This is a genomic window from Actinomadura citrea (assembly GCF_013409045.1).
Taxonomy (GTDB): Bacteria; Actinomycetota; Actinomycetes; order Streptosporangiales; family Streptosporangiaceae; genus Spirillospora; species Spirillospora citrea.
This window is the reverse complement of sequence record NZ_JACCBT010000001.1, coordinates 6,134,956-6,159,465: the sequence shown is the minus strand read 5'-3', so window position 1 is coordinate 6,159,465 and position 24,510 is coordinate 6,134,956. Positions and strand designations below refer to the sequence as shown.

Here is a 24,510-nt window from a genome sequence, read left to right as displayed (position 1 = left end):
TCGCCCCGTCCGGCATGCCGCCGTGCCCGGCCCCGGGCTGCCCAATGGGGCAGGACAAGAGGAGGAACCGTTGGAGGCTCCTCAACGGCGGCCGTCGCGTGCAGCCTCGGTGTCTTGTGGACGCCATCGAGAACGCCGCCGCCCGAGCAGTGCCCCATGACAGGGCCGTGCCCCCTGACAGGCCCGTGCCCCATGACAGGCATGTACCCCATGACATCGACCCCCGCCGTGACGACGGACACGCCCCGCCGTACCGCGACCCCCGGGTACCGGTCGCGGCCCGGGTCGAGGACCTGCTGGCCAGGATGAGCCTGGACGACAAGATCGGCCAGATGACCCAGGCGGAGCGCCTGGAGGCCGGGGCGCCGGACGTCACCGCGTACCGGCTCGGGTCGGTGCTGTCGGGCGGGGGATCGGTGCCCACCCCGAACGACCCCGTGACCTGGGCGGACATGTACGACGACTTCCAGCGCGCCGCCCTGGCCACCCCGCTCGGCATCCCGATCCTGTACGGCGTCGACGCCGTCCACGGGCACGGCAACGTGGTCGGCGCGACGCTCTTCCCGCACAACATCGGGCTCGGCGCGACCCGCGACCCCGCGCTGGTCCGCGACATCGGCGCCGCGGTGGCCGAGGAGGTCTCGGGCACCGGCATCACCTGGAACTTCGCGCCGTGCCTCGGGGTCGTCCGCAACCCGCGCTGGGGACGCACCTACGAGTCGTTCGGCGAGCTGCCCGAGCTGCCCATCGCCATGACGTCGTTCATCACCGGGCTCCAGGGCCCGCGCGTCGGCCCCCGGCCCTCGGTCATGGCGACCGCCAAGCACTTCGTCGGCGACGGCGGCACCAAGGACGGCGACGACCAGGGCGACACGCGGCTCGCCGAGGAGGAGCTGCGGGCGCTGCACCTGCCGCCGTTCCTCGCCGCCCTGGAGCGCGGCGTGGGATCGGTCATGATCTCCCACAGCTCGTGGAACGGGCTGCGCCTGCACGGCCACCGGTACCTGGTCACCGAGGTGCTCAAGGAGGAGCTCGGCTTCTCCGGCATCGTCGTGTCCGACTGGAACGGCCTCGACATGATCTACGAGGCCGACGCGTTCGGCCCGGCCGAGGTCCGGGCGGCGGTCAACGCCGGGATCGACCTGGTCATGGTCCCCGAGGAGTGGCGGAGGTTCATCGGGACCCTGCGCGCCGAGGTGCTGGCCGGGCGGGTGCCGATGGCGCGGATCGACGACGCCAACCGGCGCATCCTGACCAAGAAGTTCGAGCAGGGCCTGTTCGAGCACCCGCTGACCGACCGCGCCTACACGGGGCGGATCGGCGGCCCCGAGCATCGCGCCCTCGCCCGGCGGGCCGTGGCCGCCTCGCTGGTGGTCCTCAGGAACGAGGGGGGGCTGCTCCCGCTCGATCCCGGCGGAGAGATCGTCGTCGCCGGGCGCAGCGCCCACGACATCGGGATGCAGTGCGGCGGCTGGACCATCAGCTGGCAGGGCGAGCCGGGGCCCGTCACCGCGGGGACCACCATCCTGGACGGCATCCGCGCCGCCGCGGGCCCCGGCGCCACCGTCCGCCACCACCCGGACGGCCGCGGCGTGAGCGCCTCCTGCAAGGTCGCCATCGCGGTCGTCGGGGAGGAGCCGTACGCCGAGGACGAGGGCGACCGCCCGGCCGGGATGGGCCTGGACCCCGTGGACCTGGACATCATCGCGCGGCTGCGCGCCGCCGGGATCCCCGTCGTGGTGCTGCTGGTGAGCGGGCGTCCCCTGGACGTCGCGGCGGAGCTGTCCGGCTGGGACGCGCTGGTCGCCTGCTGGCTCCCCGGCACCGAGGGGCAGGGCGTCGCCGACGTGCTGTTCGGTGCCGCCGGCGCGACCGGGAAGCTGCCCGTCACCTGGATGCGCAGCGCCGACCAGCTGCCGATCAACCACGGCGACGGCCAGGATCCGCTCTTCCCGTACGGGTTCGGCCTCACCTATCCGGCCCGCCCATGACCGCGCCGACGGCGCAGGCGGCGCAGTCGCCGCAGACGGTGAGGGCGGCGCACCGGCGCCGGATCGCCCGCCTTGCGGCGCCCATGGCGGCCGCGCAGCTGCTCGCCATCATGGTGCCGATCGTGATCGTCGCCATCCTCGGCTGGATGGGCGACGAGGCCATCCGCGTCCGGTCGCTGTACTTCCCGCTGGCGTTCCTGTTCTTCGGGGTGCAGGTCGCGTTCGACGTCACCAACCAGACGATCACGGCGCTGCGGACGGGGCGCGGCGAGCGGGACGTGGGGGCCACGACGATGAGCGTGGCGGTGGTCTGGCTCGGCACGGGGCTCGCGCTCGGGATCGGGCTGAGCCTGGCGGCGCCGGCCCTGGCGGACGTCCTCGGCGCGGACGCGCAGGGCAAGGACCTGTTCGTGCGGTTCCTGCGGTGGATGTCGCTCGCCAACCTCACGCTGGCGTGGCCGGTGCTGTGCGCGTCGGCGCTGCGCGGCGCGGGCCGCGCCGGCCCGGCGGCACTGATCATGCTGGTGGGCAGCGCGGTGGAGGTCGCCGGGCTCGCGGTGCTGGGCTTCGGCTGCGGGTTGGACATCGCGGCGCTGCCGCTGGCGACGGCCCTCAACGGCCTCACCGCCGGCGCCTTCGGCATGGTCGTGCTCGCCCGGACGGGGCTGCTGAGGGAGTGGGGCTGGCGGCCGGAGGTCCTCGGGTACCTGCTGCGGACCGGCGTGCCGGTCAGCCTCACCAACATCGTGATGTTCGGCATGAACTTCGCGTTCGTGCTGATGCTCAAGCCGTTCGGCCCGGACGTGATCGCGGGGTTCGCGACCGCGACGACGGTCCAGAACCTCGTCATCATGCCGGCCGTCGTCCTCGGCTCCGCCGCGGCCATCCTGATGAACCAGAGCCTCGGCGCGTCCGGCCGGGAGCAGGTCGCCGCGGTGCTCGGCGCCGCGCTGCGGACGACGCTGGCCGTGTACGCCGTGATCGTCCCCGTGCTGTGGCTGCTGCGCGGCGTCATCGGCCACCTGACCGCCGAGAACGAGCGGATCGCCGGCGAGACCGCGCGCTACATCGCGATCGTGGGCCCGAGCTTCGTGGTCCTCGGGCTGGTGCTCACCGCGCTCATGGCGCTGGAGCAGACCGGCGGCGCCCGCCTGGCGCTCGCCGCGTCGGCGGTGTACGTCGCCGGTTCGGTCGGCATCGGCGCGCTGGCGGGCCGGGGCGCCGGCGGCCCGGTCCCGCTGTACGTGACGATCGGCGCCATGAACACCGCCGGCGTGCTCGCGGTGCTCGCCGCGGTGGCGTTCGTGCGCGCCCAGGACCGGCGCCGGCGGACGTCGCGCGAGGAGCCCGCCCGGGGCGCCGCGCCGCCGTCCCCCGTCCGCCCGGACTGATCGTCCGCCCGTACGCGCCGCGCCGTCCCGTCCCCTCGAAGGTGCGCCCGATCGGCGCTGGGCGGGCCGCGCGGGCGTGCATAGCGTGAGCCGCGCCTGCCCGTCCGGGCGGCCCTGCCCGGACGCCGCCGCACGAGAGGACACCATGGGCGAGACGACCGAACCCGCGACCGCGGCCATGCCGGACTACGCCGGCATCCGGCGGATCAACGTGACGACCCTGCGCGACGGGGTGGCGCCCGGCCACCTGTTCATGTCGCCGCAGTCCATCCTGGAGCCCGGCGCCCCGCACGGCCTCCAGATCGCCGACGACCGGGGGCGCGTGGTCTGGTACCTCCCGCTGCCCGAGGGGGAGTACGCCACCAACCTGCGCGTGCAGAGCTACCAGGGGCGGCCGGTGCTGACCTGGTGGCAGGGCGAGGCGACCAACACCGGCGTAGGCATGGGCACCTGCTACGTCGCCGACACCTCCTACCGGGTCATCGCCTCGGTCCGGCTCGGCGGCGACCTGCCGGTCGACCTGCACGAGTTCCTGCTGACCGACCGCGGCACCGCGCTGGTCGTCGGCTACCGGAACAGGCCGTGGGACCTGTCGCCGGTCGGCGGCTCCGCGGACGGCACGGCGATCGACAGCGTCGTCGAGGAGATCGACGTGGCGACCGGCGAGGTGCTGCTGCACTGGAGCGGCCTGGAGCACATCCCCCTCGGCGAGAGCGACCTGCCCGTCGCGCTGGCCGGGGACGGGCCCTGGGACCACCTGCACGTGAACGCCGTCGGCGTGGACGACGACGGCGACCTGGTGATCACCGCCCGCAGCTCCCAGGCGGTGTACAAGGTCGACCGGCGGACCGGCGAGGTCCTCTGGAAGCTCGGCAGCGGCGCCAGCACGTTCGCGCTCGGCGTGGGGGTGCGGTTCAACTGGCCGCACGACGCGCAGCCCGTCGGCGGGAACGTCCACCGGATCTTCGACAACGGGGCCAACATCGGCATGCTCGGGTACGAGTCGCGGGTGGTGTGGATCCGCGTCGACCCAGGGACGGGCGTGGCGACGCACGTCCGGCAGATCACCCACCCCGAGCACCTGTCGTGTCCCGTGGAGGGCGGCGCGTACGGGCTGCCGAACGGCAACACGCTGGTCGGCTGGGGAGCCGCGGGAAGGATCTCGGAGTTCTCCCCGGACGGCGAGCTGCTGTTCGACGCCGAGATGCCCGAGGGACCCCTCTGGAGCACCTACCGGGTCTACCGGCACGAGTGGCACGGGCGGCCGGACGCGCCGCCGGAGGCGCGCTTCGACGGCGGCCAGGTGCACGCGGTCTGGAACGGCGCCACCGGCGTCGCCCGCTGGCGCCTGTCGGCCGGCCCGTCCGAGGACGGCCTGCGCGAGGTCGACACCGCGGAGTGGGACGGCTTCGACACCGCCGTCAAGCTGCCCGACGCGCACGGGGCCGCCTTCGTCCGGGTCGACGCGCTCGACGCGGACGGCCGCACGATCGGCTCCTCGCCGGTCACGCCGATCGAACGCTGACCGACCGAGCCGGGGCCTGACATGAAGGTATGGGAAACACAGGAGTTCCTTTTCGACGACGGGCCGGACGCCAGGGTCCTCGACTATCCGCACTACGGGCTCGAACTGGCTCTGGCGCGCCTCCGCCGGCGCAACCCGCCCGCCGCGCCGTGGTGGAGGAGGTACGTCAGGACGTGGCAGAGCTTCGAACCGGGCCGGGCCTTCCCGGGTGAGGGGGACGCCGAGGAGGGCGAGCCGCTCGTCTACGGCCTCTCCCAGGTCTGGAACGAGGACGACGTCATCTACGCGACCGTCAGGAATCTCCTCCTGGAGGGAGCCGACGAGGTCTTCGTCCTGGACGACGCCTCCGACGACGACTCGGCGTCGGAGGCGGAAGCCGCGGGCGCGACCGTCATACGCGACGAGAGCGACGGGAAGTTCGACGAGCTCCGGCGCACCAGGCGGATGCTGGAGGTCATCGACGAACGGACCCGGGCCGCGGGACGGCCGGTGTGGTGGATCGTCGTGGACGCCGACGAGTTCCCGCGCGGCCCGCGGGGGACCACGATCCGCGACCTCGTCCGGACGCTGCCGCCGTCGGTGGACACCGTCGGCAGCCGCGTCCTGGAGCACTACCCGGGACGGACGTCGGCGCCGAAGCCCCGGCACCACCCGCTGGACGAGCTGCCGAACGCCCGCTGGCACGACAACCCGTCGTGCCCGGCGGGCCACTGGAAGCACCAGCTGCTCCGCGTCCGCGAGCCCGGCTCGCTCCGCTTCATGTTCGGCCGGCACACCATCGCGGCCCCGCCCGGCAGGAGGCCCGTCGTCGAGAGCGAGGCGTCCCTGCTGATGCACCACTTCCCGCTGCGGGGCCGGGAGTGGACGGAGGAGAAGTTCCGGCTGGCGGGCTCGGCGGCCGGCCGCTACGGCGCGAGCTCGGACTCGTTCGTCAAGCGGCGGCTGGAGAAGCGGCTGCGGATGCTCGGCCTCGCGTACGCGGAGGAGTACCACCTGCTGCCCAACATGTTCCCCGGGGAGCCGAGGACGGGCACGCCGGTGCGCGACTGGCGGGAACTGGTCCCGCAGGCGGAACGCGCCTGCGCCCACGAGGTCGGCGCTCCCCTGTGAGGAATCGGCGTGAGGGCCGGGTGGCCCCCCGAGCCGCCCGGCCCCGCCGTCACCGGCGCTCGTCGAGGAACTCGACGATGTGCCCGAACACGTCCAGTGCGGCGCTCCGGCCGATGAACGGGTCCACGTGCCCGTAGCCGGGGATCTCGACGTAGCGCACGTCGAGCCGCGGGTGCCGTGCCGCCAGGACGTCGTGGCACAGCTTGTTGGCGTCCAGCCAGAGCCCGTTCTCGCTTCCGGACATCAGCAGGACGGGGCAGTCGATGCGGTCCGCGGCGTCCAGGGCGTTCTCCGGCAGCGCGCGGTAGCGGCCGTCGGAGAGGTTCCACCGCACCACGGTGTGGGCCAGTTCGATGCGCCGCAGGTGCGGGATGACGCACATCGGCGCGCTGCCGAACAGGTCGGCCAGCCGTTCGTGGGTGCGCCGGTCCAGCTGGTCGTGGACGAACAGCGACGCGCCCACGCTCCAGGCGGAGTTGTGCAGCATCTGGCAGGTGGGGTCCGGGCAGTCCGCCCCGAGGGACGCCAGGGCGAACAGCGGGGTGTACCTGGACCGGAACCCGGCCTTGCGGAAGTCGACGGGGACGTGCCGGATGCGCCGCCGCAGCACCTCGAAACCGAAGTGCATGCGCAAGCGCGTCGAGGCGGCCAGTTTCGGCGTCAGGAAGACCCCCTGCGCCACCACGCCCGCCAGTCCCGGCACGAGGCCCGCCGTCATGCTGAGCGACAGCGACAGCGCCCCGAGGCAGTGCGCCACGACGAACAGCCGCCGCCCGCCGATCCGCTCCCGGACCCGCGCCACCGCCTCGGGGATGTCGTAGAGCGCGACGTCGTCGAAGCTGTAGCCCGCGCGGTCGTCGTCGTTGTGGGGGAGCCGGCAGCTGCCGCGCCAGTCCAGCAGCCACGGCTCGTAGCCCGCGTCGAGCAGCACGTCCACCAGGTTGCGGGTCTCCGGCAGGACGAACATGTCGGAGGACGCGGTGAGGCCGTGCAGCAGCAGCACCGCGGGCCGCTCGCCGTCCGCGGCGCCTTCGGAGCCGTTCGCGCGGGTCACGCGGGCCAGTGCGAGCTCGGTCCCGTCGGACGCCCGGAACGGGATGTGCTCGATCGCGGCGGCGCCGTGCCGCGCGTGGAGCCGTCGTGCCGTCATCGGATCTCCCTCCTGCGGTCCTTCACGTCCCGGCGCAGGTCCAGCAGTTCCGCTCCGGCGCGCAGGCTCGGTTCGAGCAGGCCCCAGCCGACCTGGGCGAAGAACCAGCCGAGCCACATCAGCTTGGCCAGGCGCTGCTCCGGCGGCGGCAGCGCGGGATCGACCTCGATGCCGTCGATCTGCTCGCGGACGTAGCCGTCGGCCGGCACGACGACCTCGCCGGTCAGGCTGGCCGGCTCGCCCTCGCGGCCGACCTCGACCGCCAGCGTGCGGGCCTGCCGCCAGAGGTCGCGGCGCGCGCGGGCGGTCTTGACGCCCTCCAGCCACCAGCCCTGCCCGCCCGCGTCGCGGAGCGCGAGCCGGTACCGCAGCAGCGGATGGTGCAGTCCGTGGCGCAGCGGGATCCCGTCCTCGGGGCGGACGACGATGTCGCCCGACTCCACCGTCAGCGGTTCCGGGTGCAGCCGCGCGCACGTCATCTCGCCGCGCACGTCGACGCGCCGTTCCCTGACGAGCTGGTACATCCCGGCGATCGACAGCGTCAGCGACAGCGAGCAGACCGTGTCGGTGACCAGGCCCGCGGGCCCCAGCGTCCCTTCGAGGGTCTCGTGGAACGACAGGTACGGCGGGTCGTCGCGGCCGGGCAGCCGCGCCAGGCCCGCCTCCGCGAGCCGCTCGTAGGTCTTCAGCTGCGCCTGCGCGCCGTAGCGGACCGGTTCGGGCAGGTCGTGCCGCGCCACGAAGGCCTCGGTGCGCTCGCCGGTGGCCGCCGGGCCGAGGAGTGTCGCCTCGACCAGCTTGACGGCCGTCGCGCTGCGCAGGACCCGCGCCAGGAACTCCAGCTCGGGGACCGGGTCGGCCTCCATGGCGGCCAGGAAGGCGGCCCTCCACTCCTCCCAGCCGAGCACGGGGACGTGCATCCCGCCGAGCCGCATGTCGTGCAGGACGTCCGGCAGCGTGTTGGGCCGTCCGGTGAGGTTGTAGGTCGTCCCCCAGCCGTCCGGCTCGTACACCACGGCGGCGGCGACCTGGCTGACCCAGTCGACCGGGGCGGCGTTGACGGCCCGGAACGCGGGCACCTTGCGGAACCGGGAGAACGCCGACAGCAGGCCGCTGCCGATGTCGGTCGGGTTGTGCGCGCCGGTGAGGGTGTGCCCGCCGATGGCGCCCGGGCGCATGAGCGTCACGGTCAGGCCGTGCTCGCGGGCCCGCCGCAGCGCCACCTCCGACGCCCACTTCGACCGGTCGTAGCCGGTGGCGAGGCGGTCGACGCGCGCGAGCGGGTCGTCCTCGCCCATGGAGGCGATGCCGACCTCGTTGAACACCGCGACCGAGGAGATGTGGTGCAGCGGCTTGGACGGCCCGGTCGCCGCGAGCTCGGCGAGCGTCAGCGGCCCGAGCACGTTGGCGCGGCGCAGCGAGGGGTAGCCGCGCAGGAAGTCGACCGCCGCCGCGACGCTGACGATCGAGTCCACCTCCCGCGCCAGCTCCTCCCACCGGCCGTCGTCCAGCCCGAGCCGCGGCTCGGCGATGTCGCCCGGCAGCACCGTCACCCGTCGCCGGACCTCCGCGGACCACGGCAGCCGGAAGCCGGCGAGCGCCTCGCCGAGGCGCCGCTCGCCCTCCCGCGCGTCGGCGGCACGCACCAGGCAGACGACGTGCGCGTCGCCCCGCCGCAGCAGGTCGAGCAGCAGGTGCCCGCCGAGGAAGCCGGTCGCGCCGGTCAGCAGGATGTGGCGAGGCGGGGTCGCGTCGGCCGGGCCGGTCCAGGGCAGGCGGTCCGCGCGGGCGAGGTCGGCCGCCACCAGGTCGAGATCCTCGTCCCTGCCCTCGTTCTCGTCGTCGGCGGCGTCGCCGTGCTCCCGGTGCGCCGCCGGCGCGGACGCCAGGCCCAGCCGCGCGAGGCGGCGCGGTCTGGCGTCGGCGAAGACGTCGTCCAGGCCGAGCCGCAGGCCGAGGTCGCGGTTGAGCGCCGCGGCGAACCCGGCGGCGTCGACCGACGTCGCGCCGGCGTCGAAGAAGTCCACGTCGACGCCGATCTGCTCGCCGCCGAGGAAGGGCGCCGTCCGGGCGGCGATGGCCGAGGCAAGCCGCTCAAGATCCCATTCCGCGCCGTCCTCGGCCGGTGCGCCGTCCGTTCCGGTCGGCGGCGGCTCCCCGCCCGGCCGGGCGCCGCCTCCGGATCCGAACCGGGCCAGCAGGTCCGTCACATCGCTCCGCCCGCGGCCGCTCTGCTCCAGCAGTTCGCCCTCGTGGCGGCGGTCGGGGACCGGGGCCAGCCCGGTCCCGTCCGCATCCGCTCCGTTCACCGTCTCCGCTTCCTTCCGTGGTTCACTCACCGTCGGCCTCCAGGGCGCCTTCCGTCGCGCCGGACCAGGAGCGGAACGCCCGCAGGCGCTGCGGCTCGACCAGCACGTCCAGCCGCCCGCCGGTGTCCTGCGCTCCCGCGAGGGCGGCGACCAGGCGCCGCGCCGGGGCGTTGCGGGGCGTGTGCTCGGCGATCAGCCGCACGGCCGCGCACCCGAGGGCCCCGGCGCGGTCGGCGAGCCACCGCAGCAGCCGCTCCTCCACTCCGCGGCCGAGCACGCGGCAGCTCAGCATCCAGGCCGCGACCTCCAGCACGCCGCCGTCCGGGCGGATCGCCAGGACGCCGATCTGGCCGTAGTCGCCGAACCGGTCGCGCGCCGAGACCGTCCACACCTCGCCGCCGCGCCTCGCCCGGTCGAGCGCCGTCCGGTCGAGGACGGCGGGGCGAAGGTTGAACTGGTTGGTCCGGCGGCTCAGCTGGACGGACCGCTCCGCCGTCGCCTCCGACAGCGGCTCGACGTCCACCTCCAGTTCGAGCCTGTCGAGGAAATCCTCGAAGCCCGTCCCGGCGCGCGCCTCGTCGCGGTCGCGCTCCTGCCGGTAGAAGTCGGCCCGCGCGGCGTCCTCGCGGGTGGCCGCCCACGGGGTGGCCGGCCAGAGCCGCGCCACGAACGCCGCCAGCTCGTCCGCGGGCGGGCACGTCACCGACAGGACCTCCGGGAGCTCGGCCCGCACCGCGGCGATCTCGGCGGGGTTGTCGTCGAGGAACAGGACGCCGTCCGTGCCGAGGCCCAGCTCGTCCGCGGCCGCCCTGATCCGCTTGGCCTTCGGGCCCCAGCCCGCGGCGATCACGCTGAAGTGCTCGGGCCGCAGGACGCCCTCCGGCCGCTCCAGCACCGCGCGCACCGTGGCCTCGTCGTTGTTGGAGACCAGCACCAGCAGGACGCCCGCGGCGCGCCAGGCGAGCAGCCGCCGGGCCAGGACCGCGCGCGGCCCGGCCAGGTCGACCGCGTCCGGGCCGATCTCGCCCGCGACGCCGCCCCACAGGGTCTCGTCGCCGTCCACCGCGATCACCTTGGGCGCCGGGCGCAGGATCGCCCGGACCGTCTCGGCGGCGGTGAGCGCCACGGCCGCCTGGAACTCGGCGGTGAAGGGCAGGTGGGCGAGAGTCTCGGTGCCCGCGTCGAAGCGGTCGGCGACGGGATGGCCGCGCGTCCAGTCGTCCGGCCGCACGACCGCGACGCCCGGCCGGCCCTCCAGCCGGGACATCAGCTCCTCCTCCCACCGCCGGAGCCCGGCGTCGTCGGTGCGGGAGGGCAGGACGCCGAGGATCACCGGTTTCCGGGTCCGCTCGTGCAGGGCGCCGAGGGCCGCCGGGTACTCCTCGGCCAGCTGCGCCGCCAGTGCGTCCGTCACCGGCCCGGACCGGGCCAGGTCGCCGCCGCGCAGCAGCACGATCCCGGCCACGGTGGACGGCCGCGCGAGCGGGCCGGCCGGGGCCAGGACGCTCGCCAGGGGTTGCTGGTCCGGCGCCGCGAGGACGACCGGCGCGTCACCGCCGGTCTCGGCGAGGGCGCCGCCGAGGAGGGCGGGCAGGTGCCCGAGGGCGAACGTGGCCGCCACTGCCACGGAGGCGGTGGGCTGGGCGGGCGCGCCCGTTATGGGCAGGGCGGGCGCGCCCGTTATGGGCAGGGCGGGCGCGTCCCTTGCGGGCTCCGCCGTGCCCCCGTCCGCCACCTGCGCGAGGAGGTCGAGGTAGCCGCGGCCGAGGCGCGCGGCGGCCGCCTCGTCGAGGATGTCGAGATTGTGGTCCAGTCGCAGATGCCCGAGGCCGGGCCCCATGCTGACCATCAGGTCGAGATCGAGGTACCCGGTCCCGGCCGGCACGATCTCCGGGCCGCCCGCCACCGGCGCCTGCGCCCGGATGTGGTTGAAGTAGACCTCGACCAGCGGCGCGTCCGCCCGGTACAGGCCGGCGCCGGCGAGGGCGGCCATCGCGCCGGAGAACGAGGCCCCCTTCTCCAGCACCCGCTTGAGGCGGGCGTCGGTCCTGGCCAGGACGTCGGCGATCGGCTCGCCTTCGTTGACCTCGGCCGCGAGCGGCACCGGGACCCCGAAGTAGCCGAGCGCGCCGGCGGCGCCGGCGTGCATCCGGGAGTCCACCGGGACGGCCAGCACGAACCGGCTCCGGTCCCGTAGCCGCGCGAGGAACACCTGCAGCGTGCCGAGGCAGAGGGCCGCCGGGGTCACGGCCAGCTTCCTCGCCTGGTCCGCCACCCGGTCGAGGAGCCCGCCGGGGATGTCGAGGGCCAGGGTGCCCGCGCGGAACGTCCGCTTCGCCGGGCGGCTCTCCACCAGGTCCAGCCTGCGGCAGCCGGCGAACTCCTCCTGCCACCGCGCCGCCGCCGGCTCCTCGTCCTCCTCCTGCGGCGCCGCCGCCGAGCGGGCCTCGATCAGCAGATCGATGTCGCCCCGCGGGGGTCCGGCCGCCGGGGGAGCGCCGGCCAGCGCGGCGCCGATCTCCGCGACGGCGAGGATGAGCGACTGCACGTCGCTCACGGCGTGGTGGGCGCCGAAGACCAGGACCTGGTCCCCGGATGCGGACTCCACCATCTCGAAGCGCCACAGCGGCGCCGCGGTGAGGTCGAAGGGTGGTTCCATCAGCTTCTGGAGCGCGGCCTCGGCGTCCACGTCGTCCACGGCCGACCAGCGCAGCAGGTCTCCGGCGGGCCGCCGGTGGACGGCGAACCGCGTGCCGTGCTCGGGGTCCCGCACGATCGCCGTGCGCAGGGCGGCGTGCCGGGCCGCGAGCCCGGTGAGGGCCTCCGCCAGCGCCTCCCGCGTGACGGGCGGCCCCAGCCGGACGGCCATGCCGATGTGGTGGGCCACGCTCGGCGTGCCCTGCTGCTCCGTGCGCAGCAGGCGGGTCACGTCCGCCGGGACCGGCCGGAACACGACCTCCGCCGCGTCGTCCGCCGGCTCCCCGGCCGGTTCATCTGGCGCCGTCCCGCCCCCGCCCGCTGCGACCGGAGCCTGGAGGAGCCTGGCGGCGAGCCCCCGCACGTCCATGGTCGCCAGCGCCGACAGTGACGTCCCGACGCCGAGGCTGCGCGTGATGGCGTCGTGCAGCACGACGAGCGAGTGCGAGTCGAAGCCGAGTTCCTGCATCGACCTGCCCATGGGCACCTCGGCGACGGCGTCGCCGGTGACCTCGGCCACCGCGCCCCGCAGGAACTCCTCGACCAGGCGGGTGCGCTCGGCGTCCGTCGCCGCGGCGCGGATCCGGCCGGCCACTCCCTCGGCGGCCGGATCGGCGGCGGGGCGACCGGCCAGCTCGGACAGGATCGGATGCGCCGCGGCGAGCCCGGCGGGATGCTCCAGCGCCGCCCGGTCGAGCGCGATCGGCGCGAGGCGGCGCCGGGACGAGCCGAGCAGGCGCTCGAACAGCTCCCCGCCCTCCGCCGGGGAGAGGCTCGCCATGCCGGACCGCGCGAACGCCGAGTGCCGGTCGGCGTCCGCGGCCATGCCGACGTGCGACCAGGCGCCCCAGTCCAGGCTCAGGGCCGGTCGACCGGTCGGGGCGAGCGCGTGGGCCCAGGCGTCCAGGAAGGCGTTCGCGGCGGCGTAGGAGCCCTGCCCGACCGGTCCGAGCAGGCCCGCCGCAGAGGAGAACAGGACCAGGAAGTCCGTGTCCGGCACCAGTTCGGTGAGCAGCGCGGCGCCCAGCACCTTGGGCGCCAGCACCCGGGCGATCCGCTCCGGGGTCAGCGTCCGCAGAGTCGCGTCGTCCAGGACGCCGGCGGCGTGCACGATCCCCGCGACCGGGGGCGCCTCACCGCGCAGGGCGCCGAGCGCGGCCTCCAGGGCGGCGCGGTCCGCGACGTCGGCGCGGACGGTGTGGACGGCCGCGCCCCGGGCGGCGAGCCCGGCGATCCACTCGGCGGCAGCCGCGTCCGGCCCGCCGCGGCCGAGGAGGGCCACATGCCGCGCGCCGAGCGCGACGAGCCGTTCGGCGGCCACCCGGCCGAGGCCGCCGAGACCGCCCGTGACCAGGTACGTCCGGTCCGGGCGCAGCGCAGCGCCGCCGCCGTCGGACCGGGTGCGCGCGAGCCGCGGCACCAGCCGGCCCGCGTCGCGCAGCGCGACCCAGGCCTCCTCGTCCGCGCGGCCGAGCTGGGTCCAGAGCGCGTCCGTCCCGCCCGCGGCGGGCATGTCGACGAGCGTGGCGCGCAGCTCCGGGTACTCGTGGGCGACCGTGCCGCCGAAGCCCCACCCGAGTGCCTGCTGCGGGTTGGCCACCCGCGCGCCCGCTCCCGCCGCCTGGCTGCCCCGGGTGACGAGGAACAGGCGGGGGGCGGGGTCCCACGAGCGGTCCGCCAGCGCCCTGACCAGGTGCAGCGTGGTCGTGCAGCACAGCAGGGCGGCCTCCGCCATCGACTCGGCCGAGTCGATGGCCGGCGCGTCCAGGCCGAACAGCTGGACGACCCGTTCGGGCGGGCCGTCGCCGAACGCCTCGTCGAGCAGCCGCGCGAAGTGCGCCGGGTTCCGGGGATCGATCCGGAAGCCGCCGGAGCCGTCGGGGCCGTCGGGGCCGAACGCGGTACCGCGCCGGACGAGCACGTGCGGCACCGGCCCGAGCCGCCGGGCGAGGTCGGCTCCGACTCCGGAGCCGTCGGCCAGGATCAGCCACGGCCCCTGGCCGGGCGCCTGCGCGGCGGGCGGCCGGGGCCGCCATTCGACCTCGAACAGCGACCTGTCCGCCGGCGCGGGCGCGGCCAGCTCGAAGCCCCGGACGTCCAGGACGAGCCGTTCCTCCTCGTCGAGGAGCCGCAGGTCCAGCACCGCCGCCTCGGAGGTCAGCGACCGTATGCGGCAGGTGACCCAGACCGGCCGCGCGCGGACGCCGGTGAAGCGGACCCGGCCGGCCCCCGCGGGCACGAACACGCCGCCGGCCGGGACGTCGCTCGGCAGCGCGCCCGCGCGCAGCGCCGAGTCCAGCAGCGCGGGGTGGAGCAGGTAGGACGATCCTGGCGTCTCCGCCAGCCGCCCCAGCGCTTCGCCCTGCCCTCTCCAGGCCGCCTTCAGGGCCCGGAACGCGTCGCCGTAGTCGATCCCCGCGGTCGACATGGCGGCGTAGAGGTCCGGGAGCCTCACCTCGTCGGTGCATCGTCTCCGCAGCTCGGCGAGTGGCTCGGTCTCTTCGGGCTCCTGCGTGTCGGCGGGCTCGAACCGACCCGCGACGTGGTTCGTCCATGGGGCCTGCGGGGCGCCCGAGGGACGGGAGGCGATGGTGAAGGCCCGGTGCCCGGCGGAATCGGCGGGCTGGACGACCAGCTGGAGGCGGACGGGTTCGTCTTCGCGGAGCCGCAGTGGACGCTCGAACCGCACGTCGGCCGGCTGGACGGCGGTCTGGAGCGCGGTGGACGCCTCCAACGCCATCTCCAGGAACGCCGAGGCGGGCAGCCAGACCGTCCCGCCGACGCGGTGGTCGGCGAGATAGCCGAACCGGTCGTCGCGCAGGTCGACGTCGGCCTGGGCGATGTGCCGGCCGGGGACCTCGCTGTCCTCGACGTGCCGGTGCAGGAGCGGCATGCCGCCCGGCTCGGCCGCGGGAGCGGCCTTGGCGGACGTCCAGTAGCGCCCGCGCTCGAAGGCGTAGGTGGGCAGATCCACGTGGGATCCCGCCGGGGCCGCCTTCGACCAGTCGGGCGTGTACCCGTCGGCGACCAGCAGCGCCAGGTTGTGCAGGACGCGGTCGTGCTCGCCGCCGTCGCGGGTCAGCGAGCCCGCGACCGAGACCTCGACGCCGTCCTCGGCGGCGACGGCCTTGATCGACGACAGGAGGGCGGGATGCGCGCCCACCTCCACGAAGTAGCGGAAGCCGTCGGCCAGCATGCGGCGCACGGCCGCGGCGAAGCGGACGGGCTCGCGCAGGTTGCGGGCCCAGTAGCCGGCGTCGAGGGCGTCCCCGGGCACCGGCTCGCCGAGCACCGTCGAGTAGAGCGGCGTCCGGGAGGGCGCGCCGGCGATGTCGCCGAGCCGTTCCGTCAGCTCGCCGCCGACCGGGTCCATGTGGAAGCTGTGCGTGGCGAAGCCCACCGGCACGTCCTGGACGGGGACCTGGTCCTGCTGCAGCTGGGCCCGCAGCGCGATGAGCGCGTTCAGGTCGCCGGAGACGGTGGTGGCCCGGCCGCTGTTGACCGCCGCCACCTCGAGGCGCGTCCCGTACTCGGCGAGCATCTCCCGCACGCTGTCCGCGGGCAGCCCCACGGCCAGCGACCCGCCGAGCCCCGCGACCGGACGCACGGCGAGGCCCCGCCGGGTCACGACGGCGGCGGCCTCGTCCAGCGTGAGGGCGCCCGCGGCGTGCGCGGCGGTGATCTCCCCGAGGGAGTGCCCGACGACCGCGCCGGGCTCGACGCCGAGCGACCGCCACATCCGCGTCAGCGCGCAGCCGAACGCGAACAGCACCGGCTGCGTCACGTCGGGCCGTTCGAGGTCGGGGGCCCCGTCCCCGCCCCGCAGGGCCGCGAGCACCGACCAGCCCACCTGGCGGCGGATCGCCTGGTCGCACTCGTCGAGCGCGTCGGCGAAGACGTCCGAGCGGGCCATCAGCTCCGCGCCCATGCCGGTCCACCGCGCGTTGTGGCCGGGAAAGACGAACGCGAGCCCGCCGGTGATCGGTTCGCGGGACGGGGACGGCACCAGGCCGGGGGCCGGCCGCCCGGCCGCGGCGGCGTTCAGGCCGGACACGAGCGTCTCGCGGTCCGCGGCCAGCACGACGGCCCGGCGGTCGAAGTGGCTCCGCCGGTTGGCGAGGGTGTGCGCGACGTCCGGCAGCGGCGCGTCCCGGCCGCCGTCCTCCAGATGGGCCGCCAGCCTGCCCGCCTGGCGGCGCAGCGCGGAGCCGCCGCGTGCGGAGACCACGAACAGCCGTCCGGCGGGCTCCCGCGCCGCGGGCGCCGCCGCCCGCGGCTCCTGCGGCGCCTCCTCCACGATGACGTGCACGTTCGTGCCGCTGATCCCGTAGGAGTTCACCCCGGCCCGGCGGGGACGCTCCCCGCGGGGCCAGGCCACCGGCTCCTCGACGAGCCGCAGGCCGCTGCCCTCCCAGTTGACCCGGCGGGTGGGCCGCTCGACGTGCAGGGTGCGCGGCAGCGTCTCGTGCCGCAGCGACAGCACGACCTTCATCAGCCCCGCCAGGCCGCTGGCGGCCTGCGTGTGCCCGATGTTCGACTTGATCGAGCCGATCCGGAGGGGACGGTCCGGCGGACGGGTGTCCCTGAACACCCGCGCCAGCGCCCTGGCCTCGATGGGGTCGCCGAGCGTGGTCCCGGTGCCGTGCGCCTCGACGTAGTCGATGTCCGCCGGGGCCAGGCCGGACAGCTCCAGCGCCCGCCGGGTCACCCGCTCCTGCGACGGCCCGCTCGGCACCGTCAGGGCCTGGCTGCGGCCGTCCTGGCCGACGGCGCTGCCGCGCAGCACGGCCAGCACCTCGTCGCCGTCGCGCCTGGCGTCGGCGAGCCGTTTCAGCACGACCATCGCGACGCCGTCGGAGAACGCCGTGCCGTCGGCGTCGCCGGAGAACGACCGGCACCGGCCGGTCGGCGACAGGGCCCGCATCCGGCTGAACTCGACGAACGTGTACGGGGTGGTCATCAGCGTGGCCCCGCCGACGAGGGCCTGGTCGCACTCGCCGGCCCGCAGCGCGGACGCGGCGAGGTGCACCGCCAGCAGCGACGACGAGCAGGCGGTGTCGACGGTCATCGCCGGGCCGACCAGCCCGAGGGTGAAGGCGAGCCGTCCCGAGGCCACGCTCAGCGCCGAGCCGGTGCCGACGTAGCCGTTGAACTGGTCCAGGCTCAGCCCGGAGAGGTAGTCGCTGCCGAGCATGCCGAGGTAGACGCCGGTCGGGCTGTCCGCGAGCCGGGCCGGAACGGTCCCGGCCCGCTCCAGCGCCTCCCAGGCCGTCTCCAGCAGCAGCCGCTGCTGGGGGTCCATCGCCGCGGCCTCCCGGGTGGTGATGCCGAAGAAGCGCGGGTCGAAGGCGTCGATGTCGTGCACGAAGCCGCCGTGGCGCGTGCAGGTCCGGCCCGCGGCCTCGGGGTCGGGATCATAGAGCGCCCCGGCGTCCAGGCGGTCCGCCGGGAACTCCTCGATCGCGTCCTCGCCGCCGGACAGCAGCCGCCACAGCCCGTCCGGATCGTCCGCGCCGCCCGGAAGGCGGCACGCCATCGACACCACCGCCACCGGCTCGCAGGCCGGCGGCCCGGTGGGGGAGTCGGCCCGCGCGCCGTGCCGCTCGAAGTCGGCGAGCGCCCGGGTGAACCTGTGCGCTGGTGCGTCCATCGCTTGTCCTCTCGGTGGTCTGCGCGGGGAGCGGTGGGGGTGCGGCGTCAGGACCCGAGCGCCGTCACGGGGGAGGCGCCCAGGGGCCGGCCGCCGGTGTCGAGCGCCTCGACACGCACGAACCGGACGTCGTCCGGCAGCGGAGCGGACGTGTCGAGTCCGTCCCACTCCACGGTCCCGACGGCTTCCAGAGCGTCCTCGTCGCGGCCCGCGTACAGCCGCCATCGCGCGACGCCGGTGGCCCCGTTCCACACGGCGTGGACGCGCCCGTCCTCGAACCTGACCTGCGGCGGCGTCTCCGGCATGCCGTCCCAGGGGTGCCGGTAGACCCGGTAGGTGGTCCAGCCGTTGCCCGTGGGGGAGTGCGCGTCGAACAGCAGGTCGCCCGCGGGCGAGAACTCGGAGATCCGCGCGGCCCGCCCCCAGCCGACCAGGGTGTTGCCGTTGGGCAGGTCCTGCGCGTTGCCCTCGGCGATGGCGGACAGATGCTCGGGATGGGTGACCTGCCGGACGAACGTCGCCACGCTCGTGGCCGTGTCGGCGCGGACCCACACCACCCGCGACTCGTAGCCGGCGAGCAGCTCGTTCGTCGCGTTGTCGAAGAACCGGTAGACGCCGTTCCCGCAAGGCTGCCCGTCGTGCTGCCAGTGGCACCGCGCCCCCACGCCCAGCACGAACGAGCTGTGCGCGCTGCCGAGCCTCCAAATGATCTCGCCGGTGCGCCGGTCCACCTTGTAGAGGGCGGACGACATCCGCGCCGTGATCAGCAGGTCGCCGTCGTCGTCGACGGCGACGGAGTTGACGTGCAGGTGGTCGTAGGGGTCGGCGAGCGCCGCCGGCAGATCGCTCTCGGCGAGCGGGACGTGCTCCAGGCCGCTCCAGTGCAGCAGCACCTCGCCCGTCTCCACGTCCACCTCCTCGACCACGCTGTCCAGCGCGACGCCGTCCGCGGGGCCGCCGATGGAGCTGAGGTCGCAGGGCTTGGGCTGGTAGCTGACCAGCAGCGCGGTGCCGCGCCCGGTCAGCAGGAACTCGTGCAGGTCGAAGGGCTGGTCGCCGCCGGCGCGGACGGTGGCGACGGTGCGGTAGCCGCGGTCGAGGACGTACCCGGTCCCGTCGCCCACGCCCGTCTCGGTCGCCTGGCCCTGCCACCAGGTCAGCACCGGTTCCCCCCGGTACTCCTGCACCCGGACGTTCGTGGCGTACTCGCCCTCGGGAACGGGGTGGAACCAGAGCGTGCGCCCCCGGTCGTCCGCGATCTGCGGGCCGTGGCACTTCTCCGGCTCCAGAAGGGACTGCGGCGACATGAACAGGTACCCCGGCGCGAGGCCGTCCAGCGCCCTCGTCACCCGGATCCGCGGGATCTGTGAATAGTCAGGCAGGGGCCTGGACTCGGCCCTCGCAGGAATCGCCGTTCTCGTCATGATCGTCACCTGCACAAAGGCTCAGGGATGGGCAGTGGTGCGAAGCGGGCGGCCGGGGCCCCAGCGCTCCACGAGGTCGGCGGTCAGCGCCACGGCGTCCTCCTTGCGCAGGGCGTCGCCGAGCGCCCGCGCGCGGGCGCGGTACGCGGGGTCGAGCACCCGGTCGAGCGCGCGGTGAAGCCGGTCGGGCGTGAGCCGGCGGAACGGCAGCGTGACTCCGGCGCCGAGCCGCTCGATGCGCCAGCCCCAGAACGGCTGGTCGGCGTAGACGCTGGCGACCACCGCCGGAAGGCCCGCCCGCAGCGCCGACGCGGTCGTCCCGGCGCCCCCGTGGTGGACGGCGGCGCGGCACCGCGGGAGCACGCGGTCGTGGTCGAAGTCCGACCGCGCGACGTACAGGTGCTCCGGCAGGTCGTCGGCGAACCGCCCGAGGTCGCTCCACCCCACGCCGACGAGCCCGCGAACCCCCAGCCGGGCCGTCACCTCGGCCAGACTGCGCAGCGTCTCCGCGGGAGAGAGAACCGGGATGCTGCCGAACCCGAAGTAGACCGGCGGCGGCCCCGCGTCGAGCCACGCATCCAGCTCGGCGTCCACGACCCCCTCGCCGAGACGCTCCCGGAGCGCGGGCCCCAGCACAGGCCAGCCGACCAGCTCATGCCGGTCGGGCAGGTCGGACGGGACGGGCACCACATGGCGGCTGTACAGGTGCAGTGCGGGCCAGTCCTCCTGGCGGGGCAGGCGCCGCACGCGCGGGACGCCCATCGCGTCGCACAGCTCGTCCAGGTTCGCCCTGTTCTGCAGCCAGTACAGCTGGTTCAGCACGCGCGAACTCGTCCGGTTCGCCCACGGCACGCGGAAGTCCCGCACCCGGGGCATGATGCTGCTCGTGAAGTCCCCCGTGGGCTGGATGGGGAAGGAGTACAGGATCCGGCTGGGGATTCCGAGCGCCTCCTCCAGATAGAAGCCGCGCAGCCCCATCGTCAGCGTCGTCAGGATGAGGTCGGCGCCCTCGGCCGCGGCGCGGCAGGCCTCGGTGATCGTGGCGTTGACCTTGCGCTCGTCGGCGGCGATCCGCCGGATGGCGGTCATCGCCCGGCCGCGGGCGAGCATCGAGCGGCCCTCCTCCGAGCTGAGGAACCGGCCGATGTCGGTACCGGTCGGCACCGCCTCCAGCCCCGCCTTGCGCACCCAGGGCGCCAGATCGGAGTTGACGGCCACGACGACCTCGTGCCCGCGCCGCACCAACGCGTCGCCGATGGCGATCATCGGCTGCACATCGCCACGGGTGCCGGCCGAAAGGAACGCGATACGCATCGCTCTCACCTGCGCTCTCTGGGGGAACGCCGAGAACGCTACGGACCGCCGCCACCGCGCACGATGGGCGTTAGACCGGACAAGCGTCCTCCCCACCCCGCCGGACAGTGTTTATTGCAGTGTCTTTCTCTTTCGGGCCTGGGGGCCCGAAAGAGAAAGACACTGCGGGCGATCGCTGGCATCGCTCCGGCTCGCCTTGCGGCTCGCTTCGCGATCAGATTCTTGCTTCGCTCGAATCTGCCTTCGGACGCGATCGCGGCCCCCCAGGTTGTCGCCTGGTTGCCCCCTCGGCTGAGGTCGCCGCAGTAGTAGGCAGCCGTTAGCAGGCCGACGATCAGGTTCACTCTTTGGCTCGAATTGCGCTGGTGCCCGTTCATCCGAGGACCGCGGAGGCGCGGCCAGCAGGCGCCACAACCTCGGCCCGCTCAGCAACCCCGCGACGGCTTGAGGCTCGTGACCGCGTCCAGAGGCAGATTCGAGCGTGCGAGAACCTGATCGCTTGCCCGCTGACCGTCACCCGCTATTGCGACAACCTCAGCCGACGCGGCAACCGTGCGACAGGTTGAGGGCCGTGATGGCGCGGAAGGCGGGTTCGAGGGTGCGAGAACCTGATCGCTTGCCCGCTGACCGTCACTCACTATCGCGGCAACCTCGGCCGACAGGGCAACCACGCGACGGTTTGAGGCTCGTGATCGCGTCCGAAGGCAGGTTCGAGCGAAGCATGAATCTGATTGCCTGCCCGCTGACCGTCACCCGCTATTGCGACGACCTCAGCCGATACGGCAACCATGCGACAACCTGAAGGCCGCGATCGCGTCCGAAGGCAGATTCAAGCGAAGCGAGAATCTGATCGCGAAGCGAGCCGCAAGGCGAGCCGGAGCGATGCCAGCGATCGCCCGCTTTTATCGACGATGGAGGGCCGCCAGGCCCGAAGGAGGAGAAAAAAGCTAGAGATACAGCCCGGTGCCGTGTTCTGGGCGTTCGCTGGCGATCGCGTGGAGGTCGCGCTCTCGCATGACCAGGTAGTTCTCGCCCTGGATCTCGACCTCGTACTGGTCGCCCGGGTGGAACAGCACGCGGTCGCCCGGCTTGACGATCCGCACGTGGTGGCCGACCCCGCAGACCTCTCCCCACACCAGGCGGTTCTGTTGCTCGACGGTGGCGGGGATGACGATGCCGCCGGTGCTGCGGCGCTCACCGCTGTCCTTCTCGGACTTGATCATGACGCGGTCGTGCAGCATCTGGACTTCGAACTTCGGCGCGGACACGCGGCGAGTTTATCCGTCCGCGCGGGTCGGAACGTTCCGAGGCCGTGTGGCGCCGGGTCAGGGCAGGGAGGTGAGCTTGGCGTAGACGCCGGGGTAGCCGGGCTTGCCGCAGCCGTAGCCCCAGGAGACGAGCGCGGCCACGCGTCCGCCCGCGACCAGCGGGCCGCCGCTGTCGAACTGGCACGAGTCGGCCTTGGCCGACCCGGCGCACAGCATGTCGGACGGGTCGAAGGAGTCGCCGTAGGCGCGCCGGCACGCCGCGTCGCCGGGGAGCGGCACGCCGGCCGCCCGCAGACGGGTGTTGAACAGGTCGTTCTCGGAGGTGAAGCCCCATCCGGCGATCTCGCCCGTGCGGGCGGAGCCGGGGGTGCCGAGGGGGGCGGTCGGGCGGTTCACGCGGCGCGCGAGCGTCAGGACGGCGAGGTCGTGGTGGCTGACGGTCTCGCCCTTGAAGGACGTCTCGCGGTACTTCGGGTGCACGCGTACGGACTTCACCGTGACCGTCTCCCCGCCGCGGCCGGTCAGGTCGTCCCGGCCGAAGGTGGCGGTCAGGACGCCGGGCACCGAGCGTAACATCGACACGCAGTGGCCCGCGGTGAGCAGCCGGTCGGGTTTCACCAGCACCCCGCCGCAGAACTGCCCGGACGGGCGGACGAAGAAGATCGGCGAGCCCACGGCGGCCAGCCACGGGTACCGCGCGGCGGGCGCCGGGGCGCCGCCCACGACGGCGTCGGCGGGGGCGGCGAGCGGCGCGAGCCCCAGGGAGGCTCCGAGCAGCGCGAGACCGAGGGACCGGCGGGACGGCAGGGCCATGGCCGCACTGTAAGCGATCAAGGGGCGGCGCGCACCCGTTTCCCGGCGGCGGCCCGGTGCGCCCGGACGGCCGGCTCCTCGTAGCGGGGGAAGAGCGCCAGCGCGGCCAGCGCGAGCGCGAAGCCGCCCGCCCGGAGCGCGAACGGCGCGGTGTCCCGCGGCCACTGCTCGCCGAACAGGACGGTGCTGCTGAGGACCAGGTACGTCCGGCCGATGACGGTGAGCACGACCGCGACGACCGCGATCCGGCAGCGCTGCAGCGCGACCTGCAGCTGCCCGAGCGCGATAGCGGCGAGGCCGATCGTCAGGTACGGGTAGGGGGACTCCAGGACCGCCCGCGCGCTGCCGGTGTCCTGGTAGAGGATCGAGATGCCGCGGATGCCGGCCTCGGCCAGCCCGGCGCAGGCCCCGGCGCCGATGCCGTAGGCGACCCCGGCGAGCCTGCGGGCGTGCCGCCCGCCCGCGCGGCGGTCGCCGACCAGCCACACCAGGGCCGCGACGACCACCGCCGGGGCGCACACGGCGAGCATCGTCCAGGGCCGGGCGAGGGTCCCGGTGAGGGTGGCGTCGGCGCGCAGCTCGCCCTCGCTCGTGGCCGACAGCCCGATCAGCCCGGTGGCGAGGACGAACAGCGCGACGCTCGCCCACTCGCGCAGGCTCAGCCGCTCGCCGAGGAACCTCACCGCGAAGGCGACGAGGAGCACCAGGCCGAGGGCGAAGACGGGCTGCGCGACGGCGAGCGGCAGTGCGGAGAACGCGACGACCTCGTAGCCGAGGCCGAGGAACAGCAGCAGGCCGCCGCCCAGCCAGACCGGGTCGGTCAGCATGAGCCGGGCGACGCGGAACGGGCGGCTGCCCCGCAGCGGCTCCATCCGGCGCGCGGAGACGCGGAAGACGAGGAAGGCGATGTAGTAGACGGTGGTGGCGAGCAGGGCGAGGGCGGCGTAGCCCAGGTCGTGACCCATCGGGAAAGACCCTTCGGCGGACGGGGGCGGGATGAGTCGTCCGGCGCGCCTCGAAGCGACTCGCCCCGCCACGATGCCTTCTCGCACCGCCTGTGACAAGGCCGTGACCCCTGACTACATGATCAATCGTATTGACGGCCGGTGGTGGACGACAGGCGGGAGACGAGCCCGCGCGGCAGCAGCCGCGTGACCCCGACGACGGCCTTGTACTGCGCCCCGGGGACGCTGACCTGCACGCCGCGGCGCAGGTCGCGCAGGGCGGCGGCCACGACGTCGTCCTTGTCCAGCCACATGAAGTCCGGGACGCCGGACATGTCCATCTGGGCGCGGTCGTGGAACTCGGTGTGCACGTACCCGGGGCAGAGCGCCATCACCCGGACGCGGCCCCGCGACCGCTTCCGGATGTCGGCGGCGACGCCCTGGCTGAAGTTCACGACCCACGCCTTGGACGCCCCGTAGGTGCCGCGCGTCGCGAACGCCGCGACCGACGAGACGTTGACGACGCCGCCGCGGCCGCGCGCCAGCATCCCCGGGAGGACGGCGTGCGTGAGCCGCAGGACGGCCTCGCAGTGCACGCGCAGCATGGTCAGCTCGTCCGACACCGGGACGTCCAGGAACACGCCCCTGTTGCCGAACCCGGCGTTGTTGACCAGCAGGTCGACGTCCTTGCGGGCGCGCTCCTCGGCCGCGGCCAGCCCCTCGTCGGTGGACAGGTCGGCGGGCAGGGTCTCGGCGCGCACGCCGTAGGTCGCGCGCAGGTCGCCGGCGGTCCGCTCCAGCCGCTCGGCGTCGCGGGCCAGCAGGACCAGGTCGAACCCGTCGGAGGCGAGGCGGCGGGCGAAGGCGGCACCGATCCCCGCGGTCGCACCGGTGATGTAGGCGGTCGGCATGGGACCGAGCCTA

Annotated in this window: 13 protein-coding genes; 4 read left to right on the top strand and 9 right to left on the bottom strand. The window is 74.6% G+C overall.

Features of this window, described 5'->3' with window-relative positions; translation table 11 throughout:
- The first annotated feature begins 167 nt into the window (after positions 1 to 167).
- The 4 genes from BJ999_RS28365 to BJ999_RS28350 all read left to right on the top strand — a co-directional run bounded on the left by BJ999_RS28365 (position 168) and on the right by BJ999_RS28350 (position 6,017).
- Positions 168 to 1,991, top strand: a complete 1,824-nt coding sequence (locus tag BJ999_RS28365) for a glycoside hydrolase family 3 protein (protein WP_229810590.1) — start codon at positions 168 to 170, stop codon at positions 1,989 to 1,991.
- Complete coding sequence (locus BJ999_RS28360; RefSeq protein WP_179836092.1) at positions 1,988 to 3,382, top strand: MATE family efflux transporter; 1,395 nt, start codon at positions 1,988 to 1,990, stop codon at positions 3,380 to 3,382. The genes BJ999_RS28365 and BJ999_RS28360 overlap by 4 nt, the downstream gene beginning before the upstream one ends.
- Before the next feature lie 145 nt (positions 3,383 to 3,527).
- Positions 3,528 to 4,907, top strand: coding sequence for an arylsulfotransferase family protein (locus BJ999_RS28355; RefSeq protein WP_179836091.1), 1,380 nt, complete (start codon positions 3,528 to 3,530; stop codon positions 4,905 to 4,907).
- Between the two features lie 21 nt (positions 4,908 to 4,928).
- On the top strand, positions 4,929 to 6,017 hold the full coding sequence (locus tag BJ999_RS28350; RefSeq protein ID WP_179836090.1) for a glycosyltransferase family 2 protein: 1,089 nt from the start codon (positions 4,929 to 4,931) through the stop codon (positions 6,015 to 6,017).
- Positions 6,018 to 6,066: 49 nt separating this feature from the next.
- Here the strand turns inward: BJ999_RS28350 and BJ999_RS28345 are convergent, their stop codons facing one another.
- From BJ999_RS28345 to BJ999_RS28310, 9 genes are all read right to left on the bottom strand, one after another.
- Entirely contained in the window at positions 6,067 to 7,167 is a 1,101-nt protein-coding gene (locus BJ999_RS28345; RefSeq protein WP_179836089.1) for an alpha/beta hydrolase, read from the bottom strand.
- Positions 7,164 to 9,476, bottom strand: a complete 2,313-nt coding sequence (locus BJ999_RS28340; protein ID WP_229810591.1) for a thioester reductase domain-containing protein — start codon at positions 9,474 to 9,476, stop codon at positions 7,164 to 7,166. Before BJ999_RS28340 ends, BJ999_RS28345 begins: the two co-directional genes overlap by 4 nt.
- A gap of 22 nt (positions 9,477 to 9,498) precedes the next feature.
- Positions 9,499 to 17,823, bottom strand: a complete 8,325-nt coding sequence (locus BJ999_RS28335; RefSeq protein WP_218935275.1) for a type I polyketide synthase — start codon at positions 17,821 to 17,823, stop codon at positions 9,499 to 9,501.
- A 47-nt stretch (positions 17,824 to 17,870) separates the two neighbouring features.
- A complete protein-coding gene (locus BJ999_RS41480) occupies positions 17,871 to 19,172 on the bottom strand; it encodes an arylsulfotransferase family protein (RefSeq protein ID WP_218935274.1) in 1,302 nt (433 codons plus the stop codon).
- Positions 19,173 to 19,268: 96 nt separating this feature from the next.
- Positions 19,269 to 20,561 carry a glycosyltransferase gene (locus BJ999_RS28330; protein WP_179836087.1) on the bottom strand — a complete coding sequence of 431 codons (1,293 nt, stop codon included), beginning with the start codon at positions 20,559 to 20,561 and terminating at the stop codon, positions 19,269 to 19,271.
- Positions 20,562 to 21,508: 947 nt separating this feature from the next.
- Positions 21,509 to 21,829, bottom strand: coding sequence for a GroES family chaperonin (locus BJ999_RS28325; protein ID WP_179836086.1), 321 nt, complete (start codon positions 21,827 to 21,829; stop codon positions 21,509 to 21,511).
- Between the two features lie 57 nt (positions 21,830 to 21,886).
- A complete protein-coding gene (locus tag BJ999_RS28320; RefSeq protein ID WP_179836085.1) occupies positions 21,887 to 22,642 on the bottom strand; it encodes a serine protease in 756 nt (251 codons plus the stop codon).
- A gap of 17 nt (positions 22,643 to 22,659) precedes the next feature.
- Positions 22,660 to 23,607, bottom strand: a complete 948-nt coding sequence (locus tag BJ999_RS28315; RefSeq protein ID WP_179836084.1) for a DMT family transporter — start codon at positions 23,605 to 23,607, stop codon at positions 22,660 to 22,662.
- Between the two features lie 122 nt (positions 23,608 to 23,729).
- A complete protein-coding gene (locus BJ999_RS28310; RefSeq protein ID WP_179836083.1) occupies positions 23,730 to 24,497 on the bottom strand; it encodes an SDR family NAD(P)-dependent oxidoreductase in 768 nt (255 codons plus the stop codon).
- Positions 24,498 to 24,510 lie beyond the last annotated feature (13 nt).